Genomic DNA, 17,851 nt, shown 5'->3' with positions numbered 1-17,851 from the left:
GGTGAGAAGATGAAACGAATGTGGAATGTGGCCGCGCTCGGTGCGGTGATTGTGATTGGGCTTGGGACGTTTGCTGTTGATGCGACAGAACCGAAAGCAGAATGGTCGTTAGACATCAGTTCGAATCCAGCTGTTTGGGAAAATCAAATTGTTGAGATGACTTATAGTTCTGATGATGCTGTTGATCAACGGTTTGAAGTGACGGCTGACGAGAGTCGCCTCACTTCAAATTTGAATTATATATCTGAAGGGTTTCGTTATCAGGAACGCTTGAATGGAGATGTACGTTCAATCCATAGGCTCATGAATGGATGGACGTATGCGCAGTCGATTAAAACGAAAGATGGATATATCGGGGTCGGGCAGGATGGGATGAAAGAACTCATCGTGTTTCAGCAATTAGAAGGAAAAGAAATATCGAGATTCGCGTTCGATGCCAGTGATTCAAAAATATACGACATCGTGAACGGGGTGTGGGCAGGCGTATTCCTGAATGATGGTCAGTTAAACTTAATCTATCGAGATGGATATGACGAAGACGTAAAAACAATGATTGCTACGTTTAATGAAGAGATGAATGAAGTAAGCGTCAAAGAATTGAACATGGACAAAGGATTTATCACCCATGTCATCAATACGAATCGTTTTTACGCTACCGATGTATCCTCTCAGATGACAGAAACACGTTATATCCCTGTCGGTGTTAGCTTCTACGATGTTATCGAAGAAGGAGAAGATAAGTTCAATGTTGAAGACAGATTGCCAGGTCAATTCGCTTATGACACGAAAACGGAGAAAGTCGTTCAATTGGCAGAAGACCAAGGCTTTTGGGATTATACAACGTCGGGCCAAAACCTGTTAGCGATAAATGAAAACGGCGAAGAAATCATCATGGACTTGAACACTGGGAAGAAAATGACCCGAAGCGTTCTCGACTCAGTTGATCACGCCTTCTATTCAAACGGTCGTCTGTACCAAACGCGCCAAGCGAAAGATGGTGTCGTCATCGATGTATACGAGGACGGGAAACAGATTTCAAGTGCGGCAATCACGCCTGAAAATGAGGAAGCGCGTGACATGCTCAAACAGATTGACGTGTACGTCAGACAAAAATAAGCAAAGGGCCGCGGCCCTTTGCTTATTTTGATGGTTTCGGTATGATGACGCCTTCTTCTAAATCAAGCAATAAGTCAATCAGTTCCGCGCAGAACTCCGGGAACTGCTCCAAAAAGGCACCGGGTCCGACTTCATCCGTAAAGTCGATATAAAGATCAGACACGTTTCCAGACATCTTCGCAGGTAAGGCGAGAAACGCCGAACCGAAGCGCCAGCTGCCTCGGATGTCGAGTAACTTTCCGAGGACGAGGTCGCCGGTCTCACGTTCTTCGGGTAACTGAACAGCGTATGTCTCTTTTGACTCCCAGTCTTTTAACTGACCGTTTTCCGTCACTTCAAAGATGCTGCAACGCGGGACGGCTAGTCCACGGAGTGCGTGATAGAGAGCGGGTGACATGTCGCCCTTATGGTCAGTCAAATAGCGACCGTGGGGCGTCATGCCGTCTTCGTCCGTTTCGAAGAAGACGGCCCAATCAATGAAGAGGTCGCGGAAGAGTTCGGCATCTTTTAAGTGCCATGTTCCTTCCGATGCGATCTCTTGAATATAATTCGTCCATTGTGTGCTTCGCGCAAGAGCGGCTTGCTCATATAACTTTTTCAGTTCGGCAAGCAATTCGGACTCTTCGACGAGCAAAGGGAAGGGAATTACTTTCCGGTCTTTTTTCATCGGCGCGGTCCTCGCTTGTTTGCAGGGCGTTTGACGACAGGGGGCTTCTCCTCAATCCGTTTCTCAATCACATCACCACGATAAATTTCGAGTTCTTTCAATTCGACACCGAGTTGACGCGCGAATGATTTTAAGTGTGGTAAATCGTCCGTCGTCACGAGAGAAAGGACGGTCCCGCCTGCGTTACCGCGAGCCGTGCGGCCTGAGCGGTGGATGAAGTCATCGATGGATTCCGGTAAATCGAAATGGACGACGTGCGTCACATCTTCGATATCGAGCCCGCGTGCCGCGAGACCTGTCGTGATGAGGAGCGGGTATTCGCCTTTACGGAATTCACGGAGTGTCTCGACGCGTTCGCGCTTTCCTTTCAAGCTGTCGAGCATGCGGTAGTCCACTTTCAACTTTTCAAGCTCCCCACGAAGTGGTGGCAAGAACGAGCGGTTATTGATGAACGCAAGTGCTTTCACGCCATCGACGTGTGAAAGACGGCGTAACAGTTCTGGTTTGTAGCGACGCGTCGTCAACAAGTAACCGTATGTCACTTGATCGCTGACAGCACGTTCGATTTTGATATGTGCCGGCTCGTTCATGAACGGTGCCGACCACTCTTTGAGTGAATCGGTGAGTGTTGCTGAGACGAGTGCAAGTTGACGCTCATGCGCAGTATGCTTGATGATGCGTTCTGCCGCTTCTGTCAAACCGCTATCGATGATTTGGTCGGCTTCATCGAGAATGACGGTATGTGTCTCATGGAGCTTCAGCTTTTTCTTGTCAATCAATTCGACGAGACGTCCCGGTGTCCCGACGATTAAATGCGGCTTTTTCTTGATTCGATCGATTTGACGTTTCAATTCGACACCGCCAATGAACGAGCCGATGCGAACATCGCCTTTTTCGGTGAAACGTTGCGCGACCTGTTGGATCTGCATAACAAGTTCACGAGTTGGAGCGACAACGACAACTTGGATTCGGTCGTTCGATGGATCGATTTTTTCAATCGCTGGGAGCAGGTAAGCGAGTGTTTTACCCGTTCCGGTCGGTGCCTCGATTGTCACGTCTTTTCCATCTAATAGTAGGGGGAACGCTTCTTTTTGGACCGGCATCGGCTCGTTAAAGCCCATCCGTTCCCACGTCTCGTTAATAAAAGGTTTTGTAAAATTCATAATAGGTCTCCTTATCTTTAGGCAAAAACAAAGGAAGCGAAAGCGCTCCCTCGTCAAATATAGCGAACATGCTCCTGGCCATCTTCCATTGAAGAACGTAACGTCTGTGTATACGTTTGACCGTCTTCGATGAGTTGGATGTGGGCATCCGCGCCTTCTGCTGTCAATTCAACTTTCTCAATCGTGAATCCTTGATAAACGCGATACTGTAACTCGGACGTCATTTTCTCGAACGGTTTCAGTTCCGGATGTGTCGTGATGACATGGATTGGACGCGACAAAAGTCCGGCGAGTAATTGGTCGCGATAATCGATAAAATCTTCGTTCTCGATGTCATCGTCAAAGCGAATCCAAAACCCTCCATCTTCAAATTCTGTGATAAATCCATCACGCTTTTCACCGGCTTCGTCGACCTTTAGTGAGATGCGATCGCCGACTTGAAAGGCGTGGCTTGGTGTTAATGGTTCGTACGTCATGAGTAGAACCCCTTCCTCTTATACAATGTTCTGCCTTCATTGTGTCTGATACGACACAAAAATTCAAGTTCTAACCGAGTGATGTGAGATTTATCACCCCAAAAACTGTATAGTTCGTCACAGAACAATCAAATTAGTACAGATCATAGTTCGACCCTAATGAAATGGGATTCAGCTGTTTCAAACTATATAATTAATCGAATATAACAGTTTGTAAAACGCTTTCAAAAACGGCTATGTCATCACGTTCATAAGATTGTTACAAGTTTCACAAGACTGTAAAACATATTGTTCACGTTTTCACGTACACTCACAGTATAGATAACACGCAGTTACTTTCGAGAATGAGGAGTGAATCAACATGGCAACCGAAATCAAATCCGCATGGTCAGGTTTTGTCCCTGGTCAGTGGACGAATGAAGTCAATGTCAGTGAGTTTATCCGTTTGAACCGTCATGAATACACAGGGAACGATACGTTTTTAGCAGGTCCGACAGAAGCGACAAACGTTCTTTGGAACCGTGTGATGGAACTGACAAAAGAAGAGCGTGAACGCGGAGGCGTTTGGGACGTCGATCAACACACACCATCGACAATCGTGTCGCATGGACCAGGTTACTTAAACAAAGAATTAGAGAAAGTCGTTGGCGTTCAGACGGATGAGCCGTTCAAACGTTCGATTCACCCGAATGGCGGGATTCGCATGGTGGATGCCGCACTAGAATCATATGGTTTCGAGCCAGATGAAGAAATCACAAAAATTTACTCAGAGATTCGTAAAACACATAACCAAGGTGTCTTCGATGCCTACACGCCTGAAATGCGGGCCGCTCGTAAATCAGGGATCATCACAGGTCTTCCGGATGCGTACGGTCGTGGACGCATTATCGGTGACTATCGCCGCGTCGCGCTCTACGGAATTGATTTCTTGATGGCAGAACGCAAAAAAGACTTGGCGAAACGGGGTGGATTCTTATCTGAATCAGACATCCGTGACCGGGAAGAACTATCGGAACAACTGCGTGCGCTTCAAGAACTTAAACAACTTGGGGCAGCTTATGGATTTGACCTCGGTCGCCCTGCTGAAAACACGCAAGAAGCGTATCAATGGGTGTACTTGGCATACCTTGCTGCAATCAAAGAGCAAAACGGTGCCGCGATGTCACTCGGACGCGTCTCGACATTCCTTGATGTGTACGCTGAACGTGACCTTGAAGCTGGTCGTTTAACAGAATCGGACGTTCAGGAAATCGTAGATCACTTCATCATGAAGCTTCGGATCGTCAAATTCTTACGGACACCAGACTATAACGAATTGTTCTCAGGTGACCCGACTTGGGTAACGGAGTCAATCGGTGGGATGAGTGAAGATGGTCGCTCGAACGTCACGAAGAGCTCGTTCCGATTCTTACATTCACTCACGAACCTCGGTCCTGCTCCAGAGCCGAACTTGACCGTTCTCTGGTCGACGAAGCTACCAGAAGGCTTCAAACAATACTGTGCGAAAATGTCGATTGAAACATCGGCGATTCAATATGAGAACGATGACTTGATGATGCCACAATTCGGTGACGACTATGGTATCGCATGTTGTGTGTCACCGATGAAGATCGGAAAACAGATGCAATTCTTCGGTGCGCGTGCAAACATGGCAAAAGCCCTTCTTTATAGCATGAATGGCGGACGTGACGAGAAGAGCGGTGCTCAAATCGCTCCTGCTTGGGAGATGAATGCAGAAGATGTGCTCACGTACGAAAAAGTATATGCCGACTTTGACCGTACACTCGACTGGTTGGCAGAACTATACGTGAATACGCTCAACGTCATTCACTTCATGCATGACAAATATGCGTACGAACGTATCGAAATGGCACTTCACGATCCAGAAATCTTACGGACGATGGCTTGTGGGATTGCCGGTCTCTCTGTAACGGCAGATAGTCTTTCAGCAATCAAATACGCAAGCGTCAAACCGGTCCGTAATGAAGAAGGAATCATCGTTGATTTCGAAACAGAAGGCGATTTCCCGAAATTCGGTAACAATGACGACCGTGTCGACGCAATCGCCGTCGAACTCGTCGAATCGTTCATGGAAAAAGTACGGAAACATAAAACATACCGTGACGCGCTTCATACGCAATCGGTCCTTACCATCACATCAAACGTCGTGTACGGGAAGAAAACAGGGAATACGCCAGACGGTCGCCGTGCTGGTGAACCATTCGCTCCAGGTGCCAACCCGATGCATGGACGGGATACGAAAGGTGCGGCTGCATCGCTCTCATCTGTTGCGAAACTTCCATTTGAACACGCACAAGACGGGATCTCATATACGTTCTCAATCGTACCGAAAGCACTTGGAAAAGAAGAAATCGCACGCGAACTCAATTTGGCGGCACTTCTCGATGGGTATATGAGTGGAGAGCACAAAGGACATCACTTGAACGTCAACGTCTTCAACCGCGAGACGCTTCTCGACGCAATGGAACATCCGGAAGAGTATCCACAACTCACAATCCGCGTATCTGGATATGCGGTCAACTTCATCAAGTTGACACGTGAGCAACAGATTGATGTCATCAACCGTACGTTCCACGGTTCGTTGTAAGTAAAGGCTAAGCGGCCTTCCACGGAGGGCCGCTCATTCGTTAGGAGGTCATTTCGATGACAATGGGATATGTACATTCGGTCGAATCATTCGGAACAGTTGACGGCCCTGGTATTCGCTTCATCGTCTTTTTACAAGGTTGTGCGTTACGTTGCCTCTATTGCCATAACGCGGACACGTGGGATTTCAAAAAGAATAATCACCGCTCGGCTGAAGACGTCATTCAAGAGGCGCTCAGTTACAGACCGTTCATGGAGGCATCGAACGGCGGCATCACCATCTCAGGTGGTGACCCACTCGCGCAACCTGAATTTTTAGAGGCATTACTGCGTGAAGCGAAAAAGTATGGGCTCCATACGACACTCGATACGTCCGGTGCTCTCCGTCCTCCTAACTTGGATGCGATTTTAGATCATACCGACCTTGTCTTGCTCGATATCAAGCATATCGACGACGACATGTGTAAAAAATTGACGGGACGTAGCAATGCCAACACGCTCGCGCTTGCCGAACACCTTTCCGAGCGCGGAACGAAAATGTGGATTCGCCACGTCCTCGTCCCTGGATGGACGCTTGAAGAAGGGGCGCTTCGTCGCACCGCCGCGTTCATTCAAAAATTAGACCATGTCGAGAAAGTCGAGATCCTGCCTTATCATGAGATGGGCGTCTACAAATGGGAGGCGCTCGGACTCGATTATCCACTCAAAGGTACGAAACCCCCGACGTCTGATGAAGTCGAATGGGCGGAAGGAATCTTGCAGGGAACTGTATAAAAGATAAGCGCAGGCCGCTCGGCCTGCGCTTGTTTTTTATATTTAGAGATTAGATAAAGGTTTGGACAATCAAAAATAAATTTAATGAGATGACAATCGCTGTGATGCCCCATCCAATCCATGTCGTAAAGCGATGATTCACAAGCCCGCCCATTAACTCTTTATTACTCGTAAAGAGAAGCAGAGGGATGAGGGCGAATGATATACCGAAAGAGAGAACGACTTGACTCCAAACGAGAGCGTTTGACAAGTTGACACCGGAAAGAATGAGTAAGAGTGGAGGGGCCATCGTAATCACACGACGTATATAAATCGGAATATGCTTTTGAATGTACCCTTGCATGACGACATCCCCGGCCAATGTTCCGACAGATGCACTTGATAATCCGGCAACCATTAAGCCGATGCCAAATAACATGGCAATTGGCGATCCTAAAAAAGAGTCAAACTGCTGGTGAGCGATTTCTAAATCGTTTACGAACATCCCATTCTTATAAAAGACGGCAGCTGCGATAATCAACATACTGGCATTGATTGCGCCAGCGAGGACCATTGCGATTGTCACATCAATTCGTTCAAATTTCATGATGCGTTTTCGTGCTACCGCATCTTTTCCCTTGATTCGCCGTTGTGTCAAAGCAGAGTGCAAATAAATAGCGTGCGGCATGACAGTTGCACCTAATATTCCGGCAGCTAATAAAATACTCTCTGTCCCGTCAAAACGAGGTATGAGGAGACCTGACAAAAGGGGTTTCACTTCGGGCTGAGAGCTAAACGTTTGAATGGCAAACGCAAGAGCAACGACGAGTAGCATCCCAGTCACAAGCGTTTCAAGTGGTCGATAGCCACGTCTTTGTACTTCTAAGATGGCAAAAGAACCGGCCGCGGCAAGTAGTGCTGCTTGAATGAGCGTTATATCAAACACGAGGTAGATCCCGAGTGCGGCACCAACAAATTCTGCCAAATCAGTGGCCATAATCATTAATTCGGCTTGAATCCATAAAAAGACTGCGGTCTTCTTAGAGAAGCGGTCACGACAAATTTCAGGTAAGTTTTTCCCAGTCGCGATTCCGATTTTAGCAGACAGCGTTTGGATTAATCCGGCCATCAAGTTTGCGATTAAAATGACCCATAAGAGTAAATAACCAAATTGAGAGCCTGCTGCAATATTAGTTGCATAGTTTCCAGGGTCGATGTATGCGACCGAAGCGACAAAAGCTGGACCTAAAAAAGGGAGAAGTGTTTTTAGTTTTTGAGTCATCGAGCGATGTATTCGAATTAATTCGACTTCATTCAACATGACAGATCCTTCTTTCTTGCCTAATGGTTAATTTGTTTACTTAGGTAAACTTTTTAAGTATATGGCAAGTTTACGCCTGCCTAGAGAACCTGTCAAATTACAATAAAAAGGACTGCGAGCAGCTTCGCTCACAGTCCAACGAACTTATATCCGCCGTTTTTTCTTTTCTAATACCCGTGCTTGTTCTGCCTGTTTCTTCTCCATATAGAGAAGTTCCCGCTCAAGTTTGACGTAACTCGCATAGCGTTTCGCATCTAACGTACTGTTCGTTAGCGCCTCTTGGACGGCGCAGCCCGGTTCTTTCTGATGTGAGCAGTCGCGGAAGCGGCATGTCTCGGCAAGCGCTTCGATATCACGGAACGTCTCATCGAGATGCTCGCTTCCTTCCCATAGTCCGAACTCGCGCATCCCTGGTGTGTCGATGACGTATAAATCATCGATTCGGAACAATTCGCGGTGTGTCGTCGTATGTTTCCCGCGCTCGTCCTGCGTCCGGACAGCTTGCGTGATGGCAAGTGTCTCGTGAGCTAGGGCGTTCGTCAGTGTAGATTTTCCGACTCCAGACGAACCGACGAAGGCAATCGTACTTTCACTCGGTAACGCCTGACGAAGTTCAGTAACCCCTTCTCCCGTCACTGCACTGACAGGAAATACTTGAATTCCAGGTGCGTTTAGCTCAATGTCTTCGAGCAGTGTGTCGACCGATTCGACTTGGTCCGTTTTCGTCAGGACGATGATGGGGGTGGCCCCGGTGTCCCACGCAGCTAGCGTATAGCGCTCAAGGCGGCGGATGTTGAAGTCGTGTCCGCATGCCATCGTGATCAAGACGTAGTCGACGTTCGCGCAGATCAGTTGTTCACGCGTCTCGTTGCCGGCGGCCGCTCGTGAGAGAACGGTCCGACGCTCAAGGAGATGGTGAATCGTACCTTGACCATGCTCGCGAACTTGAATCGTGACATAATCGCCGATGACCGGGTATTCCCGTTCGCTCGTCGCCTCATGTCGGAACTTACCGGAAACCCCGCACATATATGCGTTCTCTCCGACGGATACCGTATAAAGATGTTGGAACTGTGCCGTGACACGTCCCGTTTCAGTTTGTTGATTCAAAAAGAATCCTCCTTTTAATGATGGAGGACGACAGCCCTCCGATTCGCTGACATTTGGTGACGTGCATGCATCATGTTGCTCATAAAACATCATCCTTTCATTGTTCGATAGCATCAGTGTACCACAGTTTTTGGAAACGGTAACATCTCAGTCTAAAGACCGAGGCGAAACAAGCCTTCCGCTCGTCGACCTATACAAAATAACGTATTATGATAAGAGTGTACTTAACAAGGAGGGATAACAGATGAATCACCAAGTGAAGAAGGTGCTGTTCATCGTAGCCGCGATCGCTCTAGTGCTCGTGTTGATCGGTGCTTTACCGAATATGATTTTATTCGGATTAGGAGCGCTCTTGACGCTTTGGGCTGGAGTCCGTTTTCAGGCTGTGACACACATCGGTGCTAAAGTTGGTTTCGGGATCCTTGCCGTCATCGGGATTGGGACGATGCTCTCAAACATATGGGCACTCGTCGGAATCATTGTCGCGTGGTTGTTGTTTAAAGGGTATATGATGTATAAAGGTGAGAAACGTGACCCGGAAGTCGAGATTTTAAATGCCGACGGAACGCGTGCTAGCCGTAGCAGCTTCCAACAGTTCGATCAAGTGTGGCAAAAATTTGTTAATCGTCGTTAAGATTCCATAAGGAGGATTCACCATGAAGACACCGTTTGATCAGTTTCGTGAACTAGCGAATGAATTGACGAAAGAGATTTCGAAAGAAGTGAAGAAGTATCAAGATAAAGAGATGCCACGTTCGAGTGGAGAAGCGGAATTGAACCGTCATATCCGTGGAGCGGAGAAGGAAGCGTTATCGGTTGAGCGTCTCGTCGAACGTCAACGGACACTGCTTGCAGAGCTTGCTGAAAAACGTGATGATGCCAAAAAGATGGCAGATAAACGATATGAACAGACAGAACTGGCGAAACAGGCTGGTGAAGAGAAGTTGGCAGAACGTGCAGCTCTTGAGTCAAAACACTACGGAGAACAGTATCGTTACTTCGAAGGGTTGATCGATGAAGGAGAGCGTGAATTGGATGCGCTAGAGCGTCGTGCACTCGAGATGAAACTCAAGCTCGATGAGATGCAAAACAAACGATATGAGTTTGCGATGCGTGAAAACTTAGATCTTCTAAAAGGGGCACTCGACCAAATCTTCGGTCAAAACACGTCGCAGTCTCATCCGTTTACTGAGGAAGAGAAGAAAGAACAACCTGCTGAAGAGAAGAAAGATACGCAAGAAGATGAAGACGATTTTGAAGCAAAACTAAAAGAACTGGAACGTCGCTTTAAACAAGAGTGAGGTGACGGTTCGGCGGTGACCTGAATCAGGTCATCGCTTTCTTTGCTTCATACATATGAACAGAAAGGGGGAATGGACATGGAACGTTGGAACACACGTCAAATCATTGGATTCATGATTATCTTATTTTCAGTTGGACTCTTTATCGACATCGTGACGGGTGGGAATAGCGTCTTATTCAGCATGATCCTCCCATTGCTTCTTCTTTATATTGGAAGACGCTTCAGTCGTAGAGGTAAACAGTCGGCCAGCTATATCTTTTACGCAATCGGGGGCATTCTCTTGATTGGCTTGATCTTCTCATCAGCCGCGTTTGGGTTTGTGCTCTCGGGTCTGTTATTGCTATTCGGGTACCGACTCTATAAGAATCGACCGGTCGAATCAAAAATTCGGACGCCTCTTCGTCAGGAACAAGCCTTCTCGTTCGGTATGAAAGAATCGGGACACTATGTGTTACGGGATACGAATGAGTTCTTTTTGCTACGTGATGTTGAGATGGATCTATCACAAGCCATCATTCCTGAAGGGGAGACGTTTTTACTCCTAAATGGACTTGCGGGAGACATCCGTATCCTCATTCCAGCGGGTTACGATTATTCGATTGATGCGTCGATTGGATTTGGGAAAGTCCAAGTTGATGATTCGAACTATTCACCGGTTTTTAACCGTCGCTTCTATACGGCGTCTGATGATTATGTCCAGGCTACGCGGAAAGTTCGGATTCATATCGTGCTCATGAGCGGAAGTGTTGAGGTGATGACGGTATGAAAAAGGATTCTTATCCACGAACGGTCGTCTGGCATCAATTGTTCAGTAGCCTCTTGACGGCTTTCTTGATTACAGTGGCGTTTCTCATAGGTGACTCGACTTCACTTAGCGACTTATTTTCGCGTGAAGAAGGGTTGCCTTTCGGTGTGTCCATTTTGGTGATTGCCGTTTTGATTGGCAGTATCTTTGGAGTCGCATCATACTTTTACTTACGTCGAGACTTTCGAGAGGTCGCGAACGCCCTTTGGAAACTAGAGAACCAAAAAGAGATCACGTTCCGACCGTTGTCGCCTTACCGAGACACGCTCGAACGAATCGTTCGCGTCTCAAAACAACGTCAAGAGATGATTGAAATGGCGAAACGAGTTGGCGAACGACCGGTCAGTGTCGAAGAGGCGCGTAGTGAAGCGGTCGTCGAAGAAAGACGTCGCGTCGCTCGCGAACTGCACGACTCCGTGAGTCAACAGCTTTACGCCATTTCGATGATGACGACTGCGGTCAAACAGACGATGCAAACGAAACCGGAATTAGCGAGTAAACAAATGGAGCAAGTGGAGCTCATGGCCCAAACGGCACAGGCAGAGATGCGCTCGTTACTCCTACAACTGCGACCGGTGGAATTAGAGGGCATGACGTTAAAAACCGGGATCGAACGCCTATTAGAAGAACTGTCGCGTAAACAGTCGACTGAACTCGTCTGGCGTCTAGAAGAAGTGAAGCTATCACGGCACACCGAAAACGAACTGTTCCGCATCGTCCAAGAGGCGATCAGTAACACGTTGCGGCATGCGAAGGCGACTCGCCTAGAAATTGAGATGCGAACCGTGCAACAGACGGTTATTTTAAAGATCAACGATGACGGAATCGGATTTAACGTGGACGATACACAAGTCGCCTCATATGGATTACAATCGATAAGAGAGCGCACGGCGGAAGTCGGTGGAACGTTGCGATTGGTCAGTGTGCCGAATGTCGGAACACAAATCGAAGTACGTGTGAAACAACAAGTGGAGGGGTAATGATGATTCGAGTTGTATTAATTGATGATCATGAAATGGTCCGAGCGGGCGTGTCTGCCTTTTTATCGACACAACCGGACATTGAAGTCGTCGGTGAGGCATCGGACGGTGCGACGGGAGCGGAGCTTGCGATTGCGGAAAAACCGGACGTCGTCCTCATGGACTTAGTCATGGAACCTGTGGATGGGGTTGAATCGACGAAACGAATCAAAGCCAGCTGGAAAGAGGCTAAGATTCTAGTCGTGACGAGTTTCTTGGATGACGAGAAAGTATACCCGGTCATTGAAGCCGGCGCGATGAGCTATGTGCTCAAGACGGCAAACGCCAATGAAATTGCGGACGCGATTCGTCAGACGGCTGCCGGCAACCCCGTCATGGCTGCCCAAGTGACAGGAAAGATGCTCGAACGTCTACGCCACCCGGAGATGACCCTCCATGAGAGCTTGACTGCACGGGAACGAGAAATTTTGCAACTCATGGCAGAAGGGAAGTCGAATCAAGTCATTGCGGACGAATTGTTTATTTCACTGAAGACGGTAAAGACGCACGTCTCGAACATCTTGACGAAACTTGACGTCTATGACCGAACACAAGCGGTCGTGTATGCGTTTCAACATAATCTGGTGAGTAAAGGATGAATCGGCTCCCGGTGATTGATACGGAACGTCTTCGACTGCGCCCCCTTCAAATGGAGGATATTCCACACGTATTCGCCATATTTTCAAATGAACGCGTGCTCCAGCATTATGGGATGGAGCCGCATCAAACGCTTGAAGAGACGGAGCAGATGCTTACCCATATGCTCACCCAAATTGAGACGGGGGCAATCATCCGTTTTGCGATTGAACATCTAGAATCAAAAGCGTTAATTGGAACAATCGGTTTTCACAATCGGGCGCCGTCACACCGTCGCGCCGAAATCGGTTATGAACTCAGACCAGAATATTGGCGTTCGGGTTATGCGACCGAAGCCCTCCATGCGGCCCTACAGTTTGCCGAGACATGTGAGATTGAACGTGTCGGTGCCATTGTCTATATCGACAATCTCGCGTCGCAACGCATGCTTGAGAAGAATGGGTTCGTTCAAGAAGGTCGACTACATAATTACATGCGTCAGCGGGGACAAGCCCATGACGTCTATGTCTATAGCTATATGACACATCAGTCAATCTAAGCACATCGCCTAACGGGCGGTGTGCTTTTTCGTTTGTGATGCGACTAAAATGGGAACCGAATAAAGGTGAATCATTCAAAGGAGGACGATAGGATGAAAGCAGCATATATCGAACAGTATGGTGGGTCAGACGAATTCAAAGTAGGGGAGCTTGACCAACCGACAATCGGTGCAGATGACGTATTGATTGAGGTTCATGCCGCAAGTGTCAACCCGGTGGATTGGAAGTTGCGTGAAGGATACTTAAAAGAAATGCTTCATTTCGAAATGCCGCTCGTCATCGGGTGGGATGTAGCGGGCATCATCAAAGAAGTCGGGGCGAATGTGAACGAGCTTGAGGTCGGCGATGAAGTATTCAGCCGTCCGGATATTGCGCGGCAAGGCACATATGCCGAGTACGTGGCGGTCGATGCTCATCTTGTCGTCAAGAAACCAGCATCATTGAGCTTCGAAGAGGCCGCATCACTTCCGCTCGTCGCCCATACGGCATGGCAAGTCATGTTCGAAGTGATGGATGCGAAACCGGGTGACCGAATCTTCATCGGTGCTGGTTCAGGTGGTGTCGGGACGGTTGCCATCCAGCTTGCGAAAGCACACGGATTGTATGTCGTCACGTCAACCAGTACGCCGAATGTGGACTGGGTCAGCGAACTCGGGGCCGACGAAGTCATCGACTATAAACAACAAGATCCATCAGAAACCGTCCGCGATCTTGACTTCGTATTCGATACGATGGGAGGAGACGGACAGAGCAAACTGTATCAAATGCTTAAAGAAAATGGGATGCTCGTCTCAATCTCAACACCACCGAATGAAGAGGAAGCCAAACAAGCGAATGTCCGTGCCGAATACGTCTTCATGCAACCGACGGGGGAGCGCTTGAAAAAAATTGCGGAAGCTGTTGAAAAAGGCGAACTGAAACCTGTGATTGACCGGGTCTTTGATTTAGAAGACACGAAACTCGCTCATGACTATGGAGAAGAAGGGCATGCTAAAGGGAAAATCGTCATTAAAGTGAAATGATAAAAAAGAGGTGGATTTCCGAAACGCGAACCGGAAATCTACCTCTTTTTCATTAGATTTGAAAAGCTACCTCATGTGGAAATCAGCCTTTTTTCTGCGCTTGTATTTGTTCATCGATTTCAGACAAGTACGTCCACCGTTCCATCTTCGCATCGAGTGTTTCTTTCAGTTCTGCGATTGTTGCGTACAATTCATTTACTTTTCCGAGGTCGCTGCCCGCTGTCGCAAGTGTCGCTTCTTGTGCTTCAATCTGTTCTTCGATCGCGGCGATGTCTTCTTCGATCGTGTCCCATTCCTTCTGTTCTTTGAAGGTGAATTTCACGACTTCCGACTTCACCCGTTCCTTTTTCTCTTTTGGTTCTTTCTCTTTCTTCACTTGACGAACCTCTTCTTGGCGCATCGTCAAGTAATCGCTATATTCTGCGTGATACACCTGGATGGTCCCGTCTTCAAATGCGATCAACTGTCCGGCGACACGGTCTAAGAAATAACGATCGTGGCTGACGGCGATGACCGTGCCAGGGAACGATTCTAAATAGTCTTCTAAAACAGATAACGTTTCCGTATCCAAATCGTTCGTCGGTTCATCAAGGAACAAGACGTTCGGTTCGTCCATGAGAATCCGCAGGAGGACGAGGCGCCGTTTTTCTCCGCCGGATAGCTTCTCAATCGGTTTGTACTGCGCGTCCGGTGAGAAGAGGAAACGTTCGAGCATTTGACTAGCCGTGATTGTCTCGCCGTCCGGCGTATAAATCACTTTCGCAATCCGCTCGATTTCGTCGATCACGCGTCGTGACTCGTCTTCAAACTCGACTTGTTGACCGTAATAGCCGAGGTGGACCGTTTCCCCATGCACGATGGTACCGCTGGTCGGTTCCAAACGCTTGGCGAGTAAGTTCATAAGCGTTGATTTTCCGCTCCCGTTCGGTCCAACAATGCCGTAGCGTTCACGGCGTCCGAATATCCAATTGAACTGCTGAATGAGAAGAGAATTGTCGTACCCAAAAGACAAGTCCTCGACTTCAATGACCTTTTTACCGAGTCGGCGAGATCCGACGGAGACGTCGAGCGACTCTTCTTCGGCCAAGCTTTCTTGGTGTTTCAAGTCTTCGACACGTTGAATGCGTGCCTTTTGTTTCGTTGTTCGTGCTTTTGCACCTCGACGTAACCAAGCGAGTTCACGACGTAAAATATTTTGCCGTTTCTGTTCCATCGACTGTGCCCGTGCTTTTCGTTCGGCCCGCTTTTCAAGGAACAGCTCATAGTTCCCGTTATAGAAGTAACTCGTCCCGTCCGCAATCTCTAAGATATGGTTTGTGACACGATTTAAGAAATAACGATCGTGGGTGATGAGAAGGATGGCTCCCCGATAATCGGCAAGCATCGTCTCGAGCCATGCGATCGTATCTGCATCAAGTTCGTTCGTCGGCTCATCTAGGAGCAATAAGTCCGCTTCGTCGAGTAACGCTGCGGCGAGAGCGACACGCTTTTGTTGTCCTCCTGATAAGGCGTTCACATCGACGGACACGTCAGGAAGACCGAGACGGTTCAAAATCGACTTCAGTTTTGCTTCCGTTTCCCAAGCGTCTGCGGCATCGACAGCCTGCTGCGCTTTCATGAAACGTTCGAGTAACTGCTCACTCGTCGGATCCGCTTCGAGCGCTTGGCGGGCACGTTCGAATTGCTTCAGTGCTTGAACGGACGGTGTATCGCTTGTGAACAAGGCGTCAAGAATCGTTTGACCTTCATCGAATTGGACCGTCTGAGTCAGATAGCGGATGCGGTAATCGTTCGGATGTTGCATCGTTCCCTTGTCCGCCGTCTCGGCACCAGCGATGATTTTCATGAATGTCGACTTTCCAGAACCGTTCACCCCGATGATTCCGATGCGGTCTCCTGGATGAATCGTCATCGTCACATCATCAAATAGGACTTTGTCGGCAAACTCTTTATGAATGCCCTCAATCATTAATAAACTCATGCGTTCTCTCCTTCAATCTGTTGACGAATGGCTGCTTCGATTGTTGCAGCGATTTCCTTATTCGGTAAGTCAGCCGGATCGATCGCGGGTAAGAAGGTGACGTCGACCGTTGCCGGAGTGATTCGATTTTTGGCTTCTAACAATTTGTAGCTCCCTTGAATGGCAACTGGAACAATCTTCGCACCGCTTGACGTCGCGAGTGTCAAACTCCCGGCTTTAAATTCTTTCATAGGACCGCCTTTTGAGCGTGTTCCTTCTGGGAAGACGATCATTGACTGACCGGATTGGATTGTCTCGACACCCGAGCGAATCGCTTTGATTGATTGACGACGATCGCTTCGATCGATAAAGATGCAGCCCATCAATTCCATCCAACGCGGGATGATTGGGAATTTCTGTACCTCAATTTTCGAAATGAATGCTTTTGGTCGTTTCGTGGCCGTCAACATGATGGGAACGTCAAAGTTTCCTTGGTGGTTCGAGACGTAGACGACCGGTTCATCCGGAATGTGATCCTGTCCATGGACCCGAATGTCGGCACCGGCAATTTTCAACAAGAATTGTGCCCATTTATAAGCGATGTCTTGTACGTAGCGATAACGCTTTGGTGGATCAATTTTTTTCGCCTTTTGTAAAAATGGGACGGTGATCGGTAACACCGCAAAAAATGAGAAAAACCATACAGCTGTTCGAATCATTTTATTTTCTCCTCTCATAATGACAACAAGAAAGAGTCTTCTTCTCTTGACGAGAATCCGACCCTTCGGCATGAATCCTTATTCCCAAAAGCGAGAATCGCTCTCTTCTTCCTCTTCCTCAAGCTCGAACGTAATGCGTTTATTCACAGGATCGACGACGAAATAAGCGCCGTCTTGTTCAATACTTTTAATTTGCATGGCTTGGTCGTTCCCGATCTCAAGGGTAAGGCGGATGCGATTGTCGTCATCGACAAGTAAGATTCCATCTTCCTTTAACCAAAGCTCCATGACGGGTGAATAACGAAGTAGCCATTCATTCGATAACGGAATTTCATTCATACGATTGTGTGCCTCCTGCGATTATAAATCCAATGTACGTTGTCTGTTCCTTCATAGAATACCAAATGTGAAGAGGGAAGACGAGCGTTATGTAGAGCGTTTCCGTGTCGTCGAATGCATTCTGGCCACGACACGTTTGATTCGTTTCTGGTTCCGTCTTTCCACAAAGAACTCGCTCGCTTGCATAAAGAGTTGTTTGAAAGAAGACAATCCCATCGCAATCAAGACAGCAAATAGAAAAGTCCCAATCGGATCTTTATATAGTTCGGACTGGAACAAAAAAGCGAGGCCTGCAGTCGATAAGATAGTCGTAAGAAAATAGAAAATCATAGCGG

Annotated in this window: 18 protein-coding genes and 1 pseudogene; 10 read left to right on the top strand and 9 right to left on the bottom strand. The window is 47.9% G+C overall.

Going from position 1 to position 17,851, the window contains the following annotated elements; genetic code table 11:
• Positions 1–9: 9 nt before the first annotated feature.
• Positions 10–1,116: a hypothetical protein gene (locus KNP04_RS12605; protein WP_214822167.1), complete on the top strand. Its 1,107-nt coding sequence runs from the start codon at positions 10–12 to the stop codon at positions 1,114–1,116.
• A gap of 22 nt (positions 1,117–1,138) precedes the next feature.
• Here KNP04_RS12605 and KNP04_RS12600 read toward each other — a convergent pair whose 3' ends face one another.
• The 3 genes from KNP04_RS12600 to KNP04_RS12590 are packed head-to-tail and all read right to left on the bottom strand — an operon-like array spanning position 1,139 to position 3,422.
• The gene (locus tag KNP04_RS12600) at positions 1,139–1,783 is read right to left on the bottom strand and encodes a hypothetical protein (protein WP_214876495.1); all 645 of its coding nucleotides are present in this window, start codon (positions 1,781–1,783) and stop codon (positions 1,139–1,141) included.
• The gene (locus tag KNP04_RS12595) at positions 1,780–2,946 is read right to left on the bottom strand and encodes a DEAD/DEAH box helicase (RefSeq protein WP_214696412.1); all 1,167 of its coding nucleotides are present in this window, start codon (positions 2,944–2,946) and stop codon (positions 1,780–1,782) included. Before KNP04_RS12595 ends, KNP04_RS12600 begins: the two co-directional genes overlap by 4 nt.
• Positions 2,947–2,999: 53 nt before the next feature.
• Positions 3,000–3,422, bottom strand: coding sequence for a hypothetical protein (locus tag KNP04_RS12590; RefSeq protein WP_214696410.1), 423 nt, complete (start codon positions 3,420–3,422; stop codon positions 3,000–3,002).
• A 361-nt stretch (positions 3,423–3,783) separates the two neighbouring features.
• On the opposite strand from KNP04_RS12590, the gene pflB reads away from it, so the two are divergent.
• A complete protein-coding gene (gene pflB, locus KNP04_RS12585; RefSeq protein ID WP_214822170.1) occupies positions 3,784–6,030 on the top strand; it encodes a formate C-acetyltransferase in 2,247 nt (748 codons plus the stop codon).
• Positions 6,031–6,086: 56 nt separating this feature from the next.
• Complete coding sequence (gene pflA, locus KNP04_RS12580; protein ID WP_214761178.1) at positions 6,087–6,803, top strand: pyruvate formate-lyase-activating protein; 717 nt, start codon at positions 6,087–6,089, stop codon at positions 6,801–6,803.
• 67 nt (positions 6,804–6,870) lie between these two features.
• Here pflA and KNP04_RS12575 read toward each other — a convergent pair.
• Positions 6,871–8,103, bottom strand: a pseudogene (locus KNP04_RS12575) (Nramp family divalent metal transporter); the annotation flags it as partial.
• Between the two features lie 144 nt (positions 8,104–8,247).
• A complete protein-coding gene (gene rsgA / locus KNP04_RS12570) occupies positions 8,248–9,213 on the bottom strand; it encodes a ribosome small subunit-dependent GTPase A (protein WP_214876493.1) in 966 nt (321 codons plus the stop codon).
• 244 nt (positions 9,214–9,457) lie between these two features.
• Here rsgA and KNP04_RS12565 point away from each other — a divergent pair, with 244 nt between their 5' ends.
• From KNP04_RS12565 to KNP04_RS12535, 7 genes are all read left to right on the top strand, one after another.
• On the top strand, positions 9,458–9,847 hold the full coding sequence (locus KNP04_RS12565; RefSeq protein ID WP_214747230.1) for a lmo0954 family membrane protein: 390 nt from the start codon (positions 9,458–9,460) through the stop codon (positions 9,845–9,847).
• A gap of 22 nt (positions 9,848–9,869) precedes the next feature.
• Positions 9,870–10,514, top strand: a complete 645-nt coding sequence (locus tag KNP04_RS12560) for a PspA/IM30 family protein (protein ID WP_214747228.1) — start codon at positions 9,870–9,872, stop codon at positions 10,512–10,514.
• A gap of 78 nt (positions 10,515–10,592) precedes the next feature.
• Entirely contained in the window at positions 10,593–11,282 is a 690-nt protein-coding gene (gene liaF / locus KNP04_RS12555) for a cell wall-active antibiotics response protein LiaF (protein WP_015880836.1), read from the top strand.
• Positions 11,279–12,301, top strand: a complete 1,023-nt coding sequence (locus KNP04_RS12550) for a sensor histidine kinase (RefSeq protein WP_074033063.1) — start codon at positions 11,279–11,281, stop codon at positions 12,299–12,301. The genes liaF and KNP04_RS12550 overlap by 4 nt, the downstream gene beginning before the upstream one ends.
• Positions 12,302–12,303: 2 nt before the next feature.
• A complete protein-coding gene (locus tag KNP04_RS12545; protein ID WP_015880838.1) occupies positions 12,304–12,939 on the top strand; it encodes a response regulator in 636 nt (211 codons plus the stop codon).
• On the top strand, positions 12,936–13,475 hold the full coding sequence (locus KNP04_RS12540) for a GNAT family N-acetyltransferase (RefSeq protein ID WP_214822174.1): 540 nt from the start codon (positions 12,936–12,938) through the stop codon (positions 13,473–13,475). The genes KNP04_RS12545 and KNP04_RS12540 overlap by 4 nt, the downstream gene beginning before the upstream one ends.
• A 93-nt stretch (positions 13,476–13,568) precedes the next feature.
• Positions 13,569–14,498, top strand: a complete 930-nt coding sequence (locus KNP04_RS12535; RefSeq protein ID WP_214822175.1) for an NADP-dependent oxidoreductase — start codon at positions 13,569–13,571, stop codon at positions 14,496–14,498.
• 82 nt (positions 14,499–14,580) lie between these two features.
• Here the strand turns inward: KNP04_RS12535 and KNP04_RS12530 are convergent, their stop codons facing one another.
• From KNP04_RS12530 to KNP04_RS12515, 4 genes are all read right to left on the bottom strand, one after another.
• Positions 14,581–16,479, bottom strand: coding sequence for an ABC-F family ATP-binding cassette domain-containing protein (locus KNP04_RS12530; RefSeq protein WP_214822177.1), 1,899 nt, complete (start codon positions 16,477–16,479; stop codon positions 14,581–14,583).
• A complete protein-coding gene (locus tag KNP04_RS12525) occupies positions 16,476–17,177 on the bottom strand; it encodes a lysophospholipid acyltransferase family protein (RefSeq protein WP_214747215.1) in 702 nt (233 codons plus the stop codon). The genes KNP04_RS12530 and KNP04_RS12525 overlap by 4 nt, the downstream gene beginning before the upstream one ends.
• A gap of 78 nt (positions 17,178–17,255) precedes the next feature.
• On the bottom strand, positions 17,256–17,516 hold the full coding sequence (locus KNP04_RS12520; protein WP_026826759.1) for a hypothetical protein: 261 nt from the start codon (positions 17,514–17,516) through the stop codon (positions 17,256–17,258).
• Positions 17,517–17,603: 87 nt separating this feature from the next.
• Positions 17,604–17,846, bottom strand: coding sequence for a hypothetical protein (locus tag KNP04_RS12515; protein WP_074033069.1), 243 nt, complete (start codon positions 17,844–17,846; stop codon positions 17,604–17,606).
• Positions 17,847–17,851: the final 5 nt, after the last annotated feature.

The sequence above is a fragment of the Exiguobacterium sp. CH10 genome (assembly GCF_018617635.1).
Classification (GTDB): domain Bacteria; phylum Bacillota; class Bacilli; order Exiguobacteriales; family Exiguobacteriaceae; genus Exiguobacterium; species Exiguobacterium aestuarii_A.
The sequence above is the reverse complement of the archived record's forward strand: the minus strand, read 5'-3'. Positions and strand labels throughout refer to the sequence as shown.